Annotated in this window: 12 protein-coding genes; 5 read left to right on the top strand and 7 right to left on the bottom strand. The window is 37.0% G+C overall.

All coding sequences use genetic code 11. The features are described 5' to 3' along the window. Positions 1-72: 72 nt before the first annotated feature. Complete coding sequence (locus tag AB5935_RS01670) at positions 73-3,363, top strand: SusC/RagA family TonB-linked outer membrane protein (RefSeq protein ID WP_038608340.1); 3,291 nt, start codon at positions 73-75, stop codon at positions 3,361-3,363. A gap of 34 nt (positions 3,364-3,397) precedes the next feature. Beyond that, entirely contained in the window at positions 3,398-5,527 is a 2,130-nt protein-coding gene (locus AB5935_RS01665) for a RagB/SusD family nutrient uptake outer membrane protein (protein WP_038608337.1), read from the top strand. Positions 5,528-5,660: 133 nt separating this feature from the next. On the opposite strand, the gene AB5935_RS01660 is transcribed toward AB5935_RS01665, so the two are convergent. From AB5935_RS01660 to AB5935_RS01645, 4 genes are all read right to left on the bottom strand, one after another. Beyond that, a complete protein-coding gene (locus AB5935_RS01660) occupies positions 5,661-9,977 on the bottom strand; it encodes a two-component regulator propeller domain-containing protein (RefSeq protein WP_288259610.1) in 4,317 nt (1,438 codons plus the stop codon). Between the two features lie 120 nt (positions 9,978-10,097). Next, a complete protein-coding gene (locus AB5935_RS01655; RefSeq protein WP_227216277.1) occupies positions 10,098-10,325 on the bottom strand; it encodes a hypothetical protein in 228 nt (75 codons plus the stop codon). Positions 10,326-10,548: 223 nt separating this feature from the next. Then, on the bottom strand, positions 10,549-11,541 hold the full coding sequence (nadA, locus tag AB5935_RS01650; protein ID WP_038608328.1) for a quinolinate synthase NadA: 993 nt from the start codon (positions 11,539-11,541) through the stop codon (positions 10,549-10,551). Positions 11,542-11,643: 102 nt separating this feature from the next. Beyond that, entirely contained in the window at positions 11,644-13,962 is a 2,319-nt protein-coding gene (locus AB5935_RS01645) for a carboxypeptidase-like regulatory domain-containing protein (protein WP_368327318.1), read from the bottom strand. Positions 13,963-14,684: 722 nt separating this feature from the next. Here AB5935_RS01645 and AB5935_RS01640 point away from each other — a divergent pair. Then, positions 14,685-15,221 (top strand): RNA methyltransferase, encoded by a 537-nt coding sequence (locus AB5935_RS01640; RefSeq protein ID WP_007834196.1) that lies wholly within the window; start codon positions 14,685-14,687, stop codon positions 15,219-15,221. A gap of 30 nt (positions 15,222-15,251) precedes the next feature. Here the strand turns inward: AB5935_RS01640 and AB5935_RS01635 are convergent, their stop codons facing one another. Beyond that, positions 15,252-15,758, bottom strand: coding sequence for a DUF4294 domain-containing protein (locus tag AB5935_RS01635; protein WP_007847909.1), 507 nt, complete (start codon positions 15,756-15,758; stop codon positions 15,252-15,254). A gap of 162 nt (positions 15,759-15,920) precedes the next feature. Here AB5935_RS01635 and AB5935_RS01630 point away from each other — a divergent pair, with 162 nt between their 5' ends. Together AB5935_RS01630 and AB5935_RS01625 are read left to right on the top strand one after the other, a co-directional pair. Further along, the gene (locus AB5935_RS01630) at positions 15,921-17,993 is read left to right on the top strand and encodes a helix-hairpin-helix domain-containing protein (RefSeq protein WP_007834194.1); all 2,073 of its coding nucleotides are present in this window, start codon (positions 15,921-15,923) and stop codon (positions 17,991-17,993) included. A gap of 45 nt (positions 17,994-18,038) precedes the next feature. Next, positions 18,039-18,815: a radical SAM protein gene (locus tag AB5935_RS01625; RefSeq protein ID WP_007834193.1), complete on the top strand. Its 777-nt coding sequence runs from the start codon at positions 18,039-18,041 to the stop codon at positions 18,813-18,815. 71 nt (positions 18,816-18,886) lie between these two features. On the opposite strand, the gene AB5935_RS01620 is transcribed toward AB5935_RS01625, so the two are convergent. Continuing rightward, positions 18,887-19,585: a response regulator transcription factor gene (locus AB5935_RS01620; RefSeq protein WP_007854815.1), complete on the bottom strand. Its 699-nt coding sequence runs from the start codon at positions 19,583-19,585 to the stop codon at positions 18,887-18,889. After that, complete coding sequence (locus AB5935_RS01615) at positions 19,582-20,895, bottom strand: sensor histidine kinase (protein ID WP_007834191.1); 1,314 nt, start codon at positions 20,893-20,895, stop codon at positions 19,582-19,584. The genes AB5935_RS01620 and AB5935_RS01615 overlap by 4 nt, the downstream gene beginning before the upstream one ends. Positions 20,896-20,934 lie beyond the last annotated feature (39 nt).

The following is a 20,934-nucleotide window of genomic DNA, read 5'->3' as shown; positions in this document are numbered from 1 at the left end:
CAAACAAGGAAAAACACAATATCTAATATATCCTGACTGATAAGTCTTAATCATTAATTTAAATGTAGTAATATGGAAAACAACATTCATCTTAGAATCAGAAGTATCTGTTTTGTTTTGATTCTGTTCATAGCACAATGTGCCTATGCGCAAAACAGAATCATAACAGGTGTGGTAACTGACAACAAACAGGAACCATTGATTGGTGTGAACGTAATGGTAAAAGGAAACGAAGCTACCGGAACCATTACCGACATAGACGGCAGTTACCGGTTATCTGTCCCATCAGATAAAACCGTACTGGTATTTTCGTACATAGGCTATATCCCTTATGAGGTTACAGTCGGTAAGAACTCAAAAATAAACGTCATATTGAAAGAAGATACACAAGCATTGGACGAAGTCGTAGTAATTGGTTATGGTACTGTGAAACGTCGTGACCTAACTGGTGCCATCGCTTCAGTAAAAGGCGAACAAGTAGCTGCCAATCCTGTATCCAATGTGGCCCAAGCATTGCAAGGACGACTTCCGGGTGTAAATGTGATTTCACAGGATGGACGTCCGGGTGCTACAATCTCTGTACGTGTACGCGGTGGAGGTTCCATCACACAATCCAATGAACCTCTTTATGTAGTAGATGGATTCCCGGTAAGCAGCATTGACGACATCCCAGTGGCAGATATCGAATCCATTGATGTACTGAAAGATGCTTCCTCTACAGCGATCTATGGTGCACGTGGTGCAAACGGCGTTATTTTAATCACTACTAAAAGTGCCCAAGAAGGACGCGTAAAAGTATCATACGATGGATATGTACAAATAAAAAACGTATCTAAAACACTTGAAACGCTTTCGGCTCAAGAATATATTCTTCATAACTGGAGCTATGCTGCCTCACGAGGAAGTGCCAACCAAGATGCGGTTGAAAAATACTTCGGTTTGGGAAGCAAATATGGCAATCATTATACTGATTATGCTAATATTTCAGCACATGACTACACTGATGATGTATTACGCACAGCAATGTCTCATAGTCATAATATTAATATTTCAGGAGGTACTGAGAAAACTAAAGTTTTATTCACTTTCGGCTATGTGGATGATGAAGGTATTAAAATCAACTCGGATTATAATCGTATGAACGCTTCTTTTAAAATTCAACAACAACTGACCAAAAAGTTAAAGTTCGACATGGATGTCCGCTATACGGAAAATAACCTCAACGGACGTGAGAATGTAACCAATGGTAAAGGATCAAATGTATCCGGTGCCTACCGCTATCGCCCTATTGATAATCCGTTAGGAGGAGTCAGCTATTCGGAAGTTGCATCAGGATTCAGTTTTGGTGTGGCAAACATTGATGACAAACACAACCCTATAGAACTTATTAATGACATTACTAACAAATCTTATTCCCGTTCATTAAGAGGCTCAGCTGCTTTATCTTGGGAAATAATCAACGGACTTACCGCCCGTACAGAGATATCCATAACCCGTGGTTCATCAAAAAATTCATATTATGAAAACGGATATACCAATGGAGACAAACGTGCTACCTTGACCCGTGGTATAAGCGACGGATTACGTTCCGTAACCACACTGAATTATAATTTCAATATTGGCAAGAACCATACTTTTTCTGCACTTCTCGGCAATGAAATTCTAAAATCCGATTCAGAATCTTCTCAAATTTCAGGTCGTGATTATCCCGATACCTTTGATTATGATACTACCATGGGATTAATCCATACTGCAACCACTTCTCTTTCCGCGAACAATAATTTCAGTGTTCCCGGACGTACAGCCTCCTTCTTCGGACGTCTCAGTTATACATTGAATGATCGATATTTGTTTACCGGAACTTTCCGCGCTGACGGTTCTTCCAAATTTGCTCCGAATAATCGTTGGGGGTATTTTCCAGCAGGTGCTTTTGCATGGCGTCTGTCTGAAGAGCCTTTTATGGCAGTAGCAAAAGACTGGTTATCAAATTTAAAAGTCCGTTTATCATACGGTACATCAGGTAGTGACAACATCAATTCCAACTTATGGCGTGAAACTTGGTCCAGTCTAAGCTCAAGCAGCAACCACACTCCTATAAATGGTGAATTAGGCTCTTTCTATCGTCCAGACGGGTTATTGGCAAATTCCGACTTGAAATGGGAAACAACCATCTCACGCAATCTTGGTTTGGATTTCGGTTTTCTAAATAACCGGATCAATGGCAGTCTTGAAATATACTGGAATACCACTAAAGATTTATTAATGGCAGTACCTGTCGACAACACCACAGGTTATTCTTACCAATTCCAGAACTTTGGTAAAACATCTAACCGAGGCATTGAGCTATCACTGAATTTTGATGTGATAAATAAAGGAGATTTCCGCTTCAACATAGGTGCTATTTATAACTACAATCGAAATAAACTGGATGAACTGCCTAATGCTGATCAATACCTTTATTCTTCTTATTGGGGTTCATCTTCCCTTGTTCCTACCAATGACTATATGTTTGTAGAAGGAAAAGCAATCGGTTTAGTCAGAGGCTTTGTCAGCGAAGGCTTTTACACAGTAAACGATTTCCGTTATGAGAACGGCCAATACATTCTAAAAGAAGGAATACCCGATATTACTAAAGCGCTTACAGCTACCTATATGCATCCATTCAATATTCCTAATGGACAAACTGCGTTTCCGGGAGCGGCCAAATTCCGTGATGTAAACAACAGCGGCACTGTAGATCTGGATGATGCCACTTGCCTTGGCGAAGTAATGCCACGCCATACAGGGAGTTTCCAATTAAATTTCAACTATAAAAACTTTGATCTTTCCAGTAATTTCAATTGGACTGCCGGAGGAAAAGTATATAACGTTGCAGCCATGATTAATGCTTCAGGGCAAGAATTTGACGGTATCGGAGCCCAACGTACTTCATGGGTAGCAGATACATATAAAGTATATAATGTAAACTCATCAGGTGATTTGTATGCCGTAACCGATCCCAACGAATTGAATGCCTTGAATGCTAACGCCAAATATCACCTGCCATATCATCAAAGCGGAATCACTTCTTCTGAATGGCTGGAAGACGGGTCTTACTTACGTTTACAAACACTGACTTTAGGTTACACATTACCTCATACCGTTTTGAACAAAATACATATTGAGAAGCTTCGTATTTATCTTACAGCGACCAATCTGTTTACTATTACAGGTTATTCGGGTATTGATCCGGAAGTTAATGCAACTCCTACAGGACAAAGTGGATTTTATAGTAATCTAAGAGTTTTCCCTACTCTCAATATGGATTTTGGTACATACCCTCGTGCACGCACTTTTACTTTAGGTGCTAATATTACTTTCTAAATAAAAATCTTATAACTAAAATAGAACAATTGATATGAAAAAAATACTGAATATAGCCCTTGCAACAGCTTTTGCATTTACACTATCAGGTTGTAACGATTTCCTAGACACCTCTTCTTCCAGTGTCGTTGACCGAGATTTTGTCTTCTCTAATGAGGATTCTGCACGTGATGCCTTATACTATGGTTACGAAACCCTTAGAGCCAATCGCAGCTTGCACTCCACAGGATTCTTTTGGCATCCGGTATGGGGTTCGGATATTGAAGATTCCCAAGATACTTATAATGAAGGTAGTGCAGGTATTCTTCAGAAATGGTTTTATCCCGGAGGAACAAGCAATTATAATATTGATACAGGTGAAGGTACAGAAGTATTCACCAAACTTTATGAAACAATCTCAATAACCAATTCATTAATTTCAAGTTTCGAATCTTTGGACAATTTCAATGAAATTATGACAGGTGAACCTAATAATCTTTCAGATGTATATGGACAAGCAGTAGCTTTACGCGCTACTTGTTATTGGGAACTATGCCGTTGGTATGGAGATGTACCTCATGTACTGAAAGCAGGTGAAAAAGCGGAAGGCCTAGTATCACGTTACGCTATCTATGATTATCATGTGCAAAAACTGATTGAAGTCGAACCTCACATGTATCGTGCAGGTGAAGGAGGAAACCGTGCAGATGTTATGAACCGGAATTATGTTCAAGGTCTCATTGGTCGTATCTGCCTTTATAACGGAGGCTATGCTACCCGTCGTACAGATCTCGGTGCAGATTTCCATGTAGACGGAGAAGGTAATACACTGACTTTTGATGATTGGAGTGTGGAAAAGAATAACGCAATTTACGGACGTCGCAGCGATTGGAAAAAACTATATGCCATCGCCGAAAAATATCTTCAAGAATGTGTTAACAATCCCGGTTCAATAGTGCTACACACAGTTGATCCCCGTACCAAAGGAGCAAACGGACAGGAATATGGTAATCCATATCAATATATCTTCCAACAGATGCATGCAGGAGATAATATAACATTAGCTGACGAATCGGTATATGAAATACCTCAAGAGTATAATTATAGTTCCGACCGTCCTGCCTATATAGGCCGTCCTTCTACCGGAGGAAATGGACAAGCTCCTTGTGTAGCTTGTGGCCAGGATCGCATTCAGGCACATTTTTATTACGGTTGGTTTGACAACAAAGACATGAGACGCGATGTATCAGTAACCGTTACCGGAAGCACAGGGCAAGGACAAGAACTAATCCAGTCTTTTGATCGCAGCGCATGGGGGAAAGGCAGTGGTCCCGGAACTAATAAGTATGACTGGAACCGTCTTCCTAGTCCTAATACCCAGTCCTATGGCACATCAGGAATTAATATTTCCTATATGCGCATTTCAGATGTATATTTAATGCTTGCCGAGGTATATGCTGCATTGGGAGATGATGGTAAAGCTAAAACATATTTAGGCATAGTACACCATCGTGCATTTCCAGGAAACAACGATCCTAATTTTGAAAAATATATCACCGATTGCGGTTCCGTATTTAATGCCGTTATTAAAGAACGTGCATTAGAATTCAGTGGAGAAGGTATGCGTCGCTTTGATATTATCCGCACCGGAATTCTTCCTGAAGTAGCCGTTGAAAACCGTAAAGTGATGACTGCAATCATCACCGGTATCCGAAATAACGGATATTATACTTTCGATAATGGAAACCAACTCCCTGCCTATATATGGACCAAAATGGTAGATGCTAAAAAAGAATACGGATATCGTCTGACAACACAGACTCCTGCAGGTAAAGAAAACGACCCTGTTCTTTTTCCCGGATGGAGAGGACAGCATGATGATTGGGGAAGTATCGTACCTGCTTATGCTAATGAAAACATGACTAATGTAGCCATAAAAGGCTTATTTACATATATTGACCCTTCAAGCGACGAAGCAAAAGCTTTAGAGGCCGACGGATATGTAAAAACTCCATGGGCTATTGATATGTTGAACTATGAGGATTCTTATGCAACCAAACTTTTTGCAGGTTATACCGATGCAGACTATGCAGCAAAAAATCCACCTATCCATCTTATGCCCAATACATATCAGGTACTTTTGAATTCAAACATTACCAATGGTTACGGTTTCAAACAGAAATAAGAAAAAGAAACAAGATGTGTTTTTATGTTGTCAAAGCAAATCATTAAAATGATTGCAACCTAAACTTTTAGGTATCTTCTTTCCTTTTAAAGGCAAAGAAGATACCTTTGTTTTAGGAAAATATTCTTCTCCGTCAAATTCTATTTTCTTTGCCCGATTTATACTCTGTAGGAGTTACACCATATACTTGCTTAAAACATTTGCTGAAATAATGAGAATCATTAAAGCCCACTTGATAAGCAATTTGCGCCATATTACCCTCATCAGCTAAAATCAACTGAGCTGCCTTTTTAATACGCATTTCACGTAAAAACTCAACCGGAGACAGTCCGGTCGGTGTTTTCAATTTATTAAAGAAAACCGAACGGCTCATACCCAATTCCTGAGCTAAATCAGCAATCATCAAGTCTCCGTTATCCAAATTATCTTCAATAAACTCTATCAAACGATCCATAAACAATTTATCATTGGCAGATAAGACAGGAATACCCTCCTCTTTTTTATCTTCTTCGGATGATTCAGCCGAGGTCTTTAATAAAGTTGCACAATAAAGTGCTTGTAACTTTTTACGCTGTGCCAACAAATTAAATATACGAGCTTTTAAATATGCGGCACTAAAAGGTTTAGTAATATAGTCGTCGGCTCCAGATTCCATTCCTTCTATTTTATTTTCAACAGTAGATTTTGCCGTCAATAACACTAAAGGTATATGACTGGTAGACATTTCTTCACGCAATTCACGCATCATCCGAATTCCATCTTTTCTAGGCATCATCACATCACTGATAATGACATCAGGAACCACTTCTTTAGCCATATTAAAACCGGCAACTCCATCGACTGCTTCTACTATATTAAAATAAGGATTGAATATGGTTTTCAAAAAATATCTTAGTTCCCCATTATCCTCCACTAATAACAATGTTTCTTTCGCGGAATCAAAAACATCACTTTGAGAAGATATTTCTTCATTTTCCGATATCAATAAACCGGCAGTATCTTTATCTCCTACAGCCTCATTTCCTATTATATCCGTAAGAATAAACTCTGTATCCGAATCAAAATGTTCTTTCCCTAAAGGCAATAAGATAGTAAATTTACTACCTTTTCCTACCCAACTTTCAAAACCAATTGTACCTTTATGCATCTCTACCAATTCTTTCACCAAAGAAAGTCCTATACCGGTACTTTCTCTATTAAACAGATTTTTATCAACAAGATTTTCAAATCTCTCGAACAGTCTTTTTTGCTTATTCTCCGAAATACCTATACCTTGATCCTCTATACCTATACATACATTTTCACGGACTACATGGATTATGACTTTTATTTGTTTCCCTTGGGGAGTATATTTAAAAGCATTGGATAACAAATTGAAAAGTATTTTCTCCAATTTATCCATATCTCCCCAGATACTCAATGAATCAACAGAACTCTCCAGTTTAAAGGATATATGGTGTTCATCAGCCAGTCCATTAAAACTTTCCATCAACCTGCGTACAAAAGATACTAATTCGATCTGCTGTACCCTCATCTTCATCTTATTATTCTGAATTTTCCTAAGATCAAGAATCTGATTTACCAACTGACGCATACGGTTTGCATTTCTTTCAACCAAAGTCAACTGAGTACGATAATAAGAAGAAAGATGCTTATCCTCCAATAATTGTTCTACAGGACCTGCTATCAGTGTCAAAGGGGTACGAAGTTCATGAGAGATATTAGTAAAGAATTGAAGCTTTAACTCGGACAGCTTCTGTTCTACAGACACTTCATGCTTTAGCCGATAAAAAGTAAACAGGATATAAACAACAGACCAGATGATAGCCACTACTGCCAATATATATAAAAGAATAGCCCAAGGTGTCTCCCAGAAAGAAGGTAGCACAGTAATATCGATGCTGCGGATATTATCTGCCCACCTTCCATCACTGTTAGTAGAACATATCTGGAATTCATAATTTCCTTTAGGTACATTTGTATAAGTAGCCATACGTTGCTTACCTACCTCATTCCATTCTTTTTCAAATCCTTTTAATCTATAGGCATACGAAACATTGCCGGGATATTTCATATCAAGTGCCGCAAACTGAATGCTGAAAGAATTGTTGTCATGGGTAAACGTCAACGATCGGGTATCATCAATATTCCGTTGCAACAACCCTGTACTGTCCTTGGGTGTTATTATTTTATTTGATAATTGTAATCCTGTAAATACGATAGAAGGAACATAGGTACTTTTATTAATAGAATCGGGCTGGAAATATAACACTCCTTGTTTGGTATTAAATAATAAAGAACCGCTTTCAGGCAAACAAACTCCTCTTCCTTCATTAAATTTGAGTGATCGAGGAAAAGAGTGGGCAGGATAATTTTCTACAGTTTTTGTACTTGGATTGAATTTACAAAGCTCCTCTTCCATAGCTATCCATAAATTTCCTTTTTTATCTTCTACCATCGTCACAAGAAGGTCGGACGGAAGATTATTTAATGTGGTATACACATTAAAATGAGCTTTTCCATCTTTTAAAGAAACCAATTTATTGAGCCCTCCTCCGAAAGTCAAAACATAGAGTTCTTTTTCACGAGTTAGAAAAACACGATTTATATTATTATTACTCAAGCTGTTTATATCTTCCGGAGTACGTGTATAATGTTCGAATTCCAATTGTTCGGCATCAGAAAACTTTTCTTTGCAAGCAAGCAGACCATTACTTGTAGCAATCCATATTCTTCCATTACCATCAGAAACAAGGTCCCGAGTACGATAACATAAAGGAATAGGGAATTTTTTCAGCTTGTTACGATAGTTAATAAAACGAGTCTTACCCTCTATCTGCTCCATATAATTCACTCCACCACCAAAGGTTGCAATCCATATTCTTCCTACAGCATCTTCACATACCGCATAAATATCATTATGACTAAGACTATATATGTCTTCAACAGAATATTTGTATTGCTTCAATAAAAAATGTAACGAACTATGACCGGGCTGGACTTCTATCAGGCCATTTCCTTTAGTACCTATCCAAATGGTACCGGACTTATCCTGAGTAATAGCATAAGCCATTCCCAATGAAGTATCCGGCTGCATCGAAACACTGCCATCGAAATGAAGATAACCTAAGAAATTATGACTATTGTCATAAATAGCGATGGTTTTATCTTTACAAGCTATCCATAGTCTATTTTTATTATCATACAACAGTGCCCGGGCATTATTCTGGCCGGTTCTTTCATATCGGGTAGGATCTGTATAAAATTTGAAAAAGGTATCATTAAAAGTAACTTTTTCCAATCCGTTATCATAAGAACCTATCCACATATTTTCTTGCCTGTCCATAAAAAGAGCAGTAATACGATTAGCAATCTTGTGCTTTTCTAATGATAATGCCGGATTGGAAAACGGAACCAGCTGATTTACCGAACGATTATAATAAAACAATTCTCCTTTTGGAGGATGTATCCATAAATTACCGGAGTTGTCTTCAACAATAAATAATTCTGAATTAGCTTCCGATTTATCTCTTCCACTGACAGGATTAAAATAGTCTATATTCCCACTTTGAAGATGAAATAATGTAATTCCCTCTTTATCATGCTGTATCCATACTTCATGATTCCGGCTTACATAAATACTTTTTATACAATCACTCGGAAGTTGAGGAAAAAGGGTCCTTTTATATTGTCGGCTTTGTCCATTCTCTACATTAACAACAAAAAATCCATCTTCCCTCGTACCACAAACTAATTCCTTATTTCCTAAGACTTGCAGGCAAGTTACCGAAGAATCAACAGGTAATTTTATAAGAGTAAACTCCTTTGTTTGTTTATTATAGCGTTGTATAGAACCTTTTTCGGAACTGAAAAAAAGATAATCTTCAGTTTCTGTCACTTTATAAAAAGCACTATTCTGAGGATACTTTTCCGTAAAAAAAGAAATGATTCGTTTCGAATCTCTAGTTATTAAATAAATTCCATTACTGGTCAGTATCCATTCACTCTTTTCTTTATCAGCATATATCTGATTTATCTTTTCATCAGACGAAATCTGGTTATCTGCCGAAAAATTCTCTATCACAATCTGGCTATCGTCATCCTGATATGTCACTAATAACAGTGCTTTTTCTGTGGTAATCCATATACAGCCGGTAGGAGAAATATAGATTTGCCTAGCCTGATAGTCATCATAAGGTAAAGGAAAGAAACTCTCCGTCCTAGGGTCAAAACGGTATACATGACCATCATAACTTAAAGCCCATATAAAACCTTGATGATCTTCTGCAATATAATCCACACGATTATTAATAAAACCAATGAGGTCTCCCGGACGAGCTTTGTAATTTTTAAATGTATATCCATCAAAACGGTTAATTCCATCCCAGGTAGATACCCAAATAAAACCTTTACGATCTTGTAAAATATAACTAATAGTCTTTTGTATCAACCCATCTTTAGTAGTATATTGAGTAAAAACGCAAGATGGTTGCGATTGAAGAGATACAAAAGAAAGTATATTGAATAATAAAAGAAAAAGAATGTGCTTCATAATATTACAAATAACAACTCATATTTCTCTCTCTATTTTTTGCTTTCCGTCTAAAATAGTTTGTCTATTAGCCTTTAATTCCGCTTTTACTAACAGAAGGGCACTCTTCACATCCCGTTGCGTATTTCGTTTCTCTATCCAATCGCTTCCCATAAAGGTAAGGATGATACCAAGCACTACAGCAGTAAAATTGCATACGAAATCTCCCATTCTACGGTTCTTGAAAAGGAGGGTTATTTTTTCCACAGTATTATTTTCATTCTATCATTCTCTTATTTCCTTAAATAATTTTAGCGGAATAATGTATTATGAAAATCATTATTCCGCCAAAATTATTCAAGAGAGTAACATTAATAAAACAATTCCTATTCCGATAATACATCCTATGATGAATCCTTTCCAAAAAAATTCTCCTTTACTTTTCGGAATAGAAAACAAGTCTTTTATCACTTCCATTTTTTCATCTAGGTTATAACCCCAGTTTCTCGGAGATCTCCAGCATCTTCTTAATCGGTTTCACCGCTTCCTTGGCCACAGCTTCATCCACTGTCACTTCGGGCCATTCATATTTCAAGGTATTATATAATTTTTCCAACGTATTCAGACGCATGAAGTTGCATTCATTGCAAGCACACGTACTGTCTTCGGGAGGAGCAGGAATAAAGTTCTTTTCAGGACACTGCTTACGCATCTCGTGCAGAATACCGCTTTCCGTAGCCACAATAAAATCTTTCTTGTCACTGGCTACGGCATATTTCAACAAGCCTGCCGTAGAAGCAACCTTGTCCGCCAACTTGGAAACAGCTCCTTTACATTCGGGATGCACCAGAATGGCAGCATCGGGATACTGCTTCTTCAATTCCAGGATCTTTTCCACGGAGAACTGTTCGTGTACATGGCAGGCACCGTCCCAAAGCAACATATTGCGTCCCGTAATCGAATTGATGTAATTACCCAAGTTTCTGTCGGGACCGAAAATAATCTTTTCATCTTCCGGAAAGCTTTCCACAATCTGCTTGGCATTGGTGGAAGTAACCACCACATCGGTCACCGCTTTAACGGCCGCCGTGGTATTGACATACGAGATCACCGTATGATCGGGATGCGCTTTGACAAAATTGGCAAATTCATCGGCAGGACAACTGTCGGCCAGCGAACAGCCTGCATTCAAATCCGGCACCAGCACTTTTTTATCAGGACAAAGAATCTTAGCCGTTTCACCCATAAAGTGGACACCACACATCACAATGATATCCGCATCCGTTTTAGCTGCCCATTGTGCCAGCGCCAAGCTGTCACCTACAAAGTCGGCAATATCTTGTATTTCGCCCGACTGGTAATAGTGACCTAGGATAAGCGCATTCTTTTCCTTACGCAACTTATCAATTTCAGTTTTCAAATCCAGAGTTTTGTCTACCGGTTCGGTAACATACCCTTTTTTCAACCATTCCTCTTTATTCATTATATCTATATTTTTTCTCCTTCTTTCAAAAAAAGAAATATGGGTATTGATAATATGCAAAGTTAAAAACTTTATGGTTATGACCACCCAAAATAGTGATTTTTATTTCCCCGACTTCAATGTACCTGCATTGCTATCTTCGTTATTCACACGTTTCTGCATGGTTTCATACTTACGTCCAAAACTGATATTCCATGATACTTTTGCCACAAACAAGCGGCAGCTCTCTTTCACATACCACCAATTCTTAGAAGGAGCCACTTTACTGAACATTTCTCCTCCCATTCTGTAATTATCAACAAATGGATTCAAAGTCATCATCCCGATATTTAAACGCTTGTATCGATAGGACAATCCCAAGGTATGAAAACTCTCTCCGTATGACAATGTTTCCCCATAGAAATTATTCCGATGATTTTCCATTTGAAAGAATCCGGACCATCTTTTATAAGATGCCATCACTTCGGCCCTGTAATACCAATTGGTATATGTATGATGATAATCCAAACCACGACTATCATAATAATTTATACCGGTAGAAAAAGAAAAAGTCAAAATATCTTTCAGAGGACCGAGTTTCAATTCCAACTCAGGATTCAATTTCTGCCAACTTAACTGATTGGCATTGGTACCGACAAAACTGTTATTCTTATCTCGTATGGTTTCTTCCATGATAGGCCTGTGCTGATACTGATACGACAAATGAAAATTACCACTAAACAAACCTTTCCGGAAATCTGCCTCCGACTCATTTTTATATACTGTGAATATCTTTAATTCCGGATTTCCGCTTCTCACCTGTAAAGAGTCAATTAATTGTCTCACATTTCCCATATCGGACAAACCGGGCGATTTACGTGAAATCTGTCCCCGGTAACGGACAAAGACATTATCTGAAAATTGATACCCCAATCTCAAACGGGGCAATAACGAATACCTGTTATATCCTTCCTCTTTCTGTTTGAATCGGGAATAACTGCCTTGCAGTCCAAAAGAATAATTGAAACGATCCATTTTCCCACTGTATTCCACATAAGCTGTCGCATGGGTTTCATGCATCTTTGTTTCAGATGACTCGTTTCCACCATAGGTATTATCCGCCAGACTTTGCTGATATTTCACTCCTGCACTCAATCTGCTCTTCTTGGTTACTTTCCTTTCATAAATACCCTCTCCTATAAATGAATATTTATTTCCCGATACGGTAGAATAAATATCAGTCAGCGGTTCATCACTCTTCCCCTCCGTATAACTCCTGTCACTTTGAGTGTCAATATAAGTAGTCACAGCATTGATAATCAATGACTGGTCATTGTTCAGTTTACATTGAAAATACAAGTCCACCGACGGACGGGAAGTCCGGCCCGTACTATGTTCTTTCATCATCAAAATTTCTTCAGGCTTCTCCAAAACATACAGACTGCTTTGGTTATTCTGCTTGTTCTTATTAAAAGCCCACCGTACAGTGGAATTAAAGAACCATTTCCCCTGATCCTGAAAACTATAATTCAATCCTATATTATGCCCATAAGTGGAAATTCTACTCGGAATACCATCTTCCACCCGTGTAAAGGAAGAACCATCCTCATAGCGGAAAGTTTCCCAATTATTACGCCAATAATTATCTACCGAACGATAAACATTATTATAATTCAAACCGAATTCTGACTTTTTATGGTTTATTTTCACCATAAAATTATTGTTTCCAAAAAGTACGTGCGGAGAATCCTGCGCATCCAAAGCCACATAGCCACCGGTTTCATGCCGTCTTACAATGTAATCAATCACAGCAGCCGTATTATCCCCATATCGCAAACCGGGAGCATCATGATATTCTATACGAATCACATCTTCAGGACGAAGAACCAATATATCCTGTATCTCGGCATTTACTCCATTCATCCGTAACTGTACATCCCCTTCACCGGAGGATGTTACCTTGTTACGCATTTGATCCACTTGTATTCTGCTCAGCTTCATCTGCTGCAATAAAGACAGACCATTGCCGGCCGATTTTAACTGATGTGCTGTAGGAAGGATAATTTTCCTGTCGGCGGCATTTATCACACTGGCTCCCGTTACCACCACTTCCTTTAACAGGATCGATTCCGGAGATATCATGATAACGCCTAAATCCTTAGAAACAGCTAAATGATCCAATGATATAATCCGGGAGGTATATCCCATACCGGAAATACAAAGCAGATAACTTCCAGCTTGGATATTCTCCATCATGAACCTTCCTTTACTGTCGGTTACTCCTCCGGCTATAAATATAGAATCCTTTGTCTGCAATACGACATTCGCAAATTCCACCGCTTCATTTTCTGAAACTACTTTTCCTTTAACCTGTACATTTTGAGCAAAAAGTATGCAGCACATACACAAAAGTGATGTGGCAACCAATATTCTTTTTATCATATTCTTTATCTTAGTGCATTAGTTAATAAAAAGACCGCGATCTTCTACCTTTTATTTCTGTTACTTAGACGCAGGAAATTATTACAGGTTACATTTCAAGAAACACAATAAACAGTTACCAACAATTTCTTTGTATCTATTATATCTATATTTTTTCTCCTTCTTTCAAAAAAAAGAAATATGGTATTAATAATAGGCTGTTTATATTGTTAGTAAAAAAGAGTTCTTTCTCTTGCCTGATAAGTTATTTATATATAATACCAAGATATGAATAAATAATCAACCGGCTTAAATACTGATAATACAGGTTTTACTTATTCTATTAACATATTGTTGATAAGAATATGAGTTAAAAACTTTATGGTTATGAACGCCTGAAATAGTGATTAAATTGTGTTGATATTGATTGTTTAAGTTATGTGATTAATTTTTGGATTGTTGATTTTAAGTGTATGTTATACCATTATTTGAAATATGCAAGAAATACTTTTGAAATGATATCCTCATCCTTTTTACATGTTTTCAACCGTTATCAACAGGGGGATGTGAATTAGTTATTATCTTTTTTTGTATAAAGAAATCCAATTGTAAAACAGATGGATTTGGGACTGAAGTAAAAATAAAAAGAGAGTAGGGGAGGCTTCTTTTTCATTATATAGGCGTAAAGATCATAGATTTTTATGTAAGTTTGTAACCGTTAATAATAAAGTAGAAAATAGAGTATGAGGAAACTCAAAATAACAGAACTGAACCGGCTTACTGTAGACGAATTCAAGAAAGCCGATAAGTTGCCTTTAGCAGTGGTGCTGGATGAAGTACGCAGTTTACACAACATAGGATCAGTGTTTCGCACATCGGATGCATTTTTGGTAGATTGCATTTATTTATGTGGTATTACAGCCACTCCTCCGCATCCCGAAATGCATAAAACAGCTTTAGGAGCTGAAAATTCGGTGGAGTGGAGATATAAAAAGAATACGCTTGATGCCGTTCAGGAACTTCATGATCAAGGGTTTATCGTATTGGCTATCGAACAGGTGGAAGGCAGTACTTTGCTGGACAAACTGGAACTGGATGCTGATAAGAAATATGCCATCGTAATGGGAAATGAAGTGAAAGGGGTACAACAGGAAGTAGTCAATGCCTGTGACGGATGCATCGAGATTCCCCAGTATGGTACAAAACATTCGTTAAATGTATCAGTAACGACAGGGATTATTGTATGGGAGTTTGCCAATAAATTAATGAAATTCAGATAATAAGAGTAAAATTCAAACAGTAGGAATCAGTTAGATTTGTCCGTTTTCAACTAACAATACCACCCGTTCGGTCAGTCGATCCTCTCCTTCCGGATGATATTCTTTCTTCAGACTGGCACCAAAAAGTGCTGCAAAAGTTTGATAGAATCCGGCTTTAAAGGGTCCCATAAAAGCTTTTACCAGTTCATAAGAGGAAGAATCCGTCTGACGGTTTACTAACTTTATCAACAGTTTGCCCTGTGAAAAGGTTAATTTCTTCATAATCGGTGTATATTGCTCTTTTAATCCCTTCTCTACGAGTTTCAGGTGCTTTTCCCTGGCTTTTTTGTCAGGCAATGTTTCTATATATTCGTAAGTTTCTATTACAGCACGGTTAATTTCACGGGCTAATGGCAGGGTTTTCTTCACATTCCTTACCAAGCGGTAGTATTCCCGTCTTTCTTTTTCGTTTTTGAATTTTAATGGTCTGAAAATGTATACATTAGGTAACTGTACAGCTGGAATAGTATCTCCTTTGTATACACATACAGGTACTATGTATCCGTTTATAGTAGTCGTTTGTTGCTGGGAATGAGCAGCAACGGCTATAAAGGAAAAAAACAATGCTATAAAGAGTTTCCTTTTCATCTTGGTGCAAAAGTAGCAAGAAATATGATTACTCTGTATAGTGGATAAAACTATTTAACTTAAAACACGCCAATGAATTACAAAATGAACAGGTTGTTGAAAGTAATGTTAATTATCTGTATTACAATACTTTTGTCGGTGCATAACCTGTGTGCGCAGGAAGTATGGGAAGAACTGGTAGAGCAATTGATGGATGAAGATGAAAACAGTTCGTTTCAATGGGATACTCACTTTGAGGAGCTTTCCGAATTACGTGAAAATCCCATCAATATCAATACAGCAACTAAAGAGCAACTGGAACGTTTTCCATTTCTCTCTGACCAACTGGTAGAGAATATATTGTATTATCTGTACAAATATGGTCCTATGCTTACCCGCAATGAGTTATGGATGATTGAAGATATTGACAGGCAGACTATTCACTATTTACTACCCTTTATTTACTTTGAAACTCCTGAAAAAGAGCAATATAAACCAAATATAAAGCGGATATTGAAATACGGTAAACAAGAGTTATCAACACGTGTTGATATTCCTTTTTATACGAAGGCCGGGTATCAACAGTACCCGGCAGAAACTTTAAAAAAGAATCCGAACAAACAGTATTTGGGATATGGATATTATCATAATCTGCGATATAGTTTTCATTATCGGGATCAGATTTATGCAGGAATTACTGCTGAAAAGGATGCAGGAGAACCTTTCTTTACCGGACAAAATAAAAAAGGTTATGATTTTTATTCACTATACTTGTTAATTCGTAATATAGGTCATATCAAGACTTTAGCTCTTGGTAATTATCGTGTCAGCTATGGTTATGGACTAGTTATCAACACTGATTTCGGGATGGGAAAAACAGCTACACTCTCTACTTTGGGAAATAAGAGCCGGGGAATACGCAAGCACTCTTCTACCGATGAATATAACTATTTTCAAGGAATGGCAGTCAGCTATAAGTTGGCGAAAAGATGGACATTGGATGGTTTCTATTCTTATCGGAAGATGGATGGTATTGTTGATAATCAGTTTATAAGGTCGTTGAAAAAAGATGGATATCATCGGTTGTATCGTGAGTTTGAGAAGAAAAATACATTAACTAATCAGTTGGTTGGCAGTAATTTAAATTATAATGGAAAGTACTGTGAGTTAGGATTAACAGCTGTTTATAATGTTTTCAACAAGCCGTTGAATCCTGAGAAGAAGTACTATAATATTTATTATCCCCGTGGAAAGGACTTTTATAATGTGGGAGGAGATTATAAATTCTTTTGGAAACGCTTCTCTTTATTGGGTGAAACGGCTATAGACAAATGTGGTACTTGGGCAACCATGAATATGTTACGTTATTCACCGAAAGGAGGAACACAGTTAATAGTTATGAACAGGTATTATGATGCCAAATATCAATCGGTTTATGCTCGTTCTATAGGAGAGGGAAGTACGGTACAAAATGAGAGTGGATTTTATATAGGATTGGAAACCAGTATTTTAAAGTATATCAAAATGACTTGTTATGGTGATTTTTTCTATTTCCCTTGGAAGAAATATTTAGTAAGCAAAGCAGGAACCAAAGGATTGGACGGATTACTCCAATTAAGTTATTCACCTACTTATGAACTGGAAATGTTTATAAGATATCGTTATAAAAAGAAGGAAAAGGACTTCACTGCTGAGGATAAAACCAAGCAAACTATTCCATCTATTCAGCAGAAATGCCGATACCAATTGAATTATAGCGTGAAAGATAAGCTGACATTGAAAACCATAGCGGATTATGTACGCATCAACTTTCGTGGGCAATCTGCTTCCAATGGTTTTCTGGTTTCTCAAAGTGCTGCTTATACCTTCCATTTGCTTCCTCTTCAGCTTGATTTGAGTGCCGCATGGTTTAACACAGATGACTATAATTCCCGTCTTACTATCTATGAAAAGAGTGTGCTCTATGCTTTTTCCATGCCTTCATTCTATTATAAAGGTATGCGTGTGGCAGTGAACGCCCGTTATGAATTGAATAAACACATTATCTTGCAGGCCAAGTACGGAACTACTCATTATTTCAATCGGGATAAGATAAGTTCCGCCTTGGAGGAAATTGACGGCAGTACAAAGAGTGACCTTTATTTGCAGTTGAGGCTGAAATTCTGAAAAACATTCTGTATTTTTGTACTGTTATCAACTGAAAAAAAAACTATGTCAACAATCATTTATCCTTCTCCCATCTTCGGTCCGGTACATAGTCGTCGTTTGGGAGTTTCTTTAGGAATCAATCTTCTTCCTGAAGATGGCAAGTTTTGTACCTTCGACTGCATTTATTGTGAATGTGGTTTTAATGAAGATCATCGTCCGAAAAAGAAACTGCCTACTCGCGAGCAGGTTCGTGAAGCTTTGGAGGCCCGTTTGATTGATATGCAGCAAAATGGTCCTAAACCGGATGTGCTGACTTTTGCCGGTAATGGCGAACCGACGGCTCATCCTCACTTCGCAGGAATTATAGAGGATACTTTGGCACTGCGTGATAAATATTTTCCCCAGGCAAAAGTGAGTGTATTGAGTAACTCTACTTTTATTCACAAACCGGAGGTATTTGATGCATTGAATAAGATAGATAATAATATATTGAAACTGGATACCATTGATACGGATTATATCCATTTGACGGATCGTCCTACTGGACATTATGATGTGCAGAAAATTATAGAAGGCATGAAAGCTTTCAAAGGAAAGCTGATTATTCAGACTATGTTCATGAAAGGTACCTATCAAGGTCAGGATGTGAATAATACGACAGACCGGTATGTGTTACCTTGGTTGGAGGTTGTGAAAAAGATAGCTCCGCGTCAAGTGATGATTTATACCATTGACCGCGAAACGCCCGATCATGATTTGGAAAAAGCTACTCATAAGGAATTGGATAAAATAGGAGGATTGGTGAAAGAGGCAGGTATTCCGGTTTCGGTTTCATATTAAGTGAAAAAAGTAAGTTAACTTCGAGGGGCAAGTAAGTTAACTTACTTTGCTCATGAACATATCTTACTTTTTCAGGTCAGTAACAATGTATAACCTACTCCTCGGATATTTTTCAATTCAATGCGAGGTTCATCTTTCAACAGTTTCCGCAATTTCGTGATAAAAACATCCAGGCTGCGTGATTTAAAATAATCGTCTTCCGTATCCCAAAAACGGCTTAGAATAGCTTTTCTTTCCACAGTTTCATTTATATTCTTACAGAAGAGTTGAAGTATTTTTGCCTCGCGTACAGTTAGCATCTTTTTTTCTTCAGTTTCATCATTATACAGTGTGGCATGTTTGGCATCCAGTGTGAAACGTCCCAGTTTATAATGTTCATTTTCATTGCGTGATTTGGTTCCTGCTTTTATTTTAAGAATGGCATGTATATGCGCATCGAGTTCATCGGGCACAAAGGGCTTTTTCACATAGTTATTAACACCTAGTTTATATCCTTCTTTTACATCTTTGGGAGAAGTCAATGCGGAAGCAAATAAAATAGGAGTCTCTCCATCAGTTTCACGAATACGCTCTACCATTTGATAACCGTTCATTACAGGCATGTCAATATCCGAAATAATGATATCCGGATGATATTCTTCCCAAGCCTTCAATCCTTCTTTTCCATTCATAGCAGTTATCACTTCATAACCACCAATAATTTCCTGTAATCCACTTTTCACGATATAACTGAAAGTGGGATCGTCTTCTACTAATAAAAGTTTAATCATAGTTCCTCCATAATTTTAGGTATAAACAAAGTAAATTCTGTAAAATCTCCTTCTATGCTGTTTACATATATTTTTCCTTCATGTGCTTCAATTACTTGATAAACATAGTTTAAACCTAATCCAAATCCGGTAGCTCCACCAAATTTAGTGCGTTTAGTTGCTGAAGCACGTTCAAACTTGTCGAAAATGGTTCTTTGATCTTTCTCTGAGATACCCATTCCGTTATCATATATTTTTATAATGGTATATTTATCATCGTAATGCGAACTTATTTTTATTTCAATACTCTTTTTGGAATATTTAATGGCATTATCTATCAAGTTGCTCATAAGTTCTTTAAAAAATTCTTCATCAACATATACTTCTTTGGCTTTTAAATCAATAGTGAAATGAATGGGTTTGTCAGATTTTGTTATAAACTTCTCTTTTAAATCCTCAATAATAGGTTCGAATGAGATTTTTTTCTTATTCATTTCCAATTTATGATTTTCTAGTTTTGATAATGTAAGTATCTTATTGGTCAATGCTAATAAATGATCTGCTTCATTTTCTACGATAGTAAAATATTTCTCTTTCATTTCAGGTTTGTCATCCAGTCTTCCACTGTGCAGAAAACTAGTACACATCGTGATAGAACTGAGTGGTGTTTTCATATCATGAATCATGGCATAAGAAAAATCTTCCCTGAGTTGGGCTATTTTATTTTGTCTGGCGATGATTTTTATTTGATATACAATACATCCTATTACAAAAATCATCAATATGACAGTTGCTATTAGCAGTAACCCCATACGTTTAATAATTGTGTAATATGGGTTTATTAAAATCATTTGCACACCTTGTGATAAATCTGTCCGGATCGGAATTATATCTGTTTTTATAATCCCGAATGAATGGATATCTAAATCATTCTTGCTTTTATTCAGAACTTTTTCTGTGTCAGTATTCAGTAGGTAGATAGTTATTGTACTTTCAATATTAGTAGCTTTTAAGAAATCATTGGCGAGGGAATCAACATTAGTTAATGATAGTTCTAATCCTAGTTTTAATAATCCTTCGTTCAAATAGGCTATTTCCGGTACTATTTCATTAGAATCTTTTATTGGAGCACCATTTATCATTGTTCCCTTAGGTGTTTTTTCAAATCTAATAGAAGCTTCCCTGTTTAAGGACTTCTTTAAAATGTCATTACTATCTTTATATATACTTTGTGAAAACTGTATATATGCATTACATAACCATATAGTTTGTAAAGCTATAATTGCTATTAATCCAAAAATAGTGAGTATTTTAATGTGTCTACCTTTCATGTTTATTTTTTTGCAAAGATAATAACATATTTCTAATGT

The organism is Phocaeicola sp. RTP21198st1_B8_RTP21198_201120, assembly GCF_040929485.1.
Taxonomy (GTDB): Bacteria; Bacteroidota; Bacteroidia; order Bacteroidales; family Bacteroidaceae; genus Phocaeicola; species Phocaeicola dorei.
This window is presented reverse-complemented; position numbering and strand designations above follow the sequence as displayed.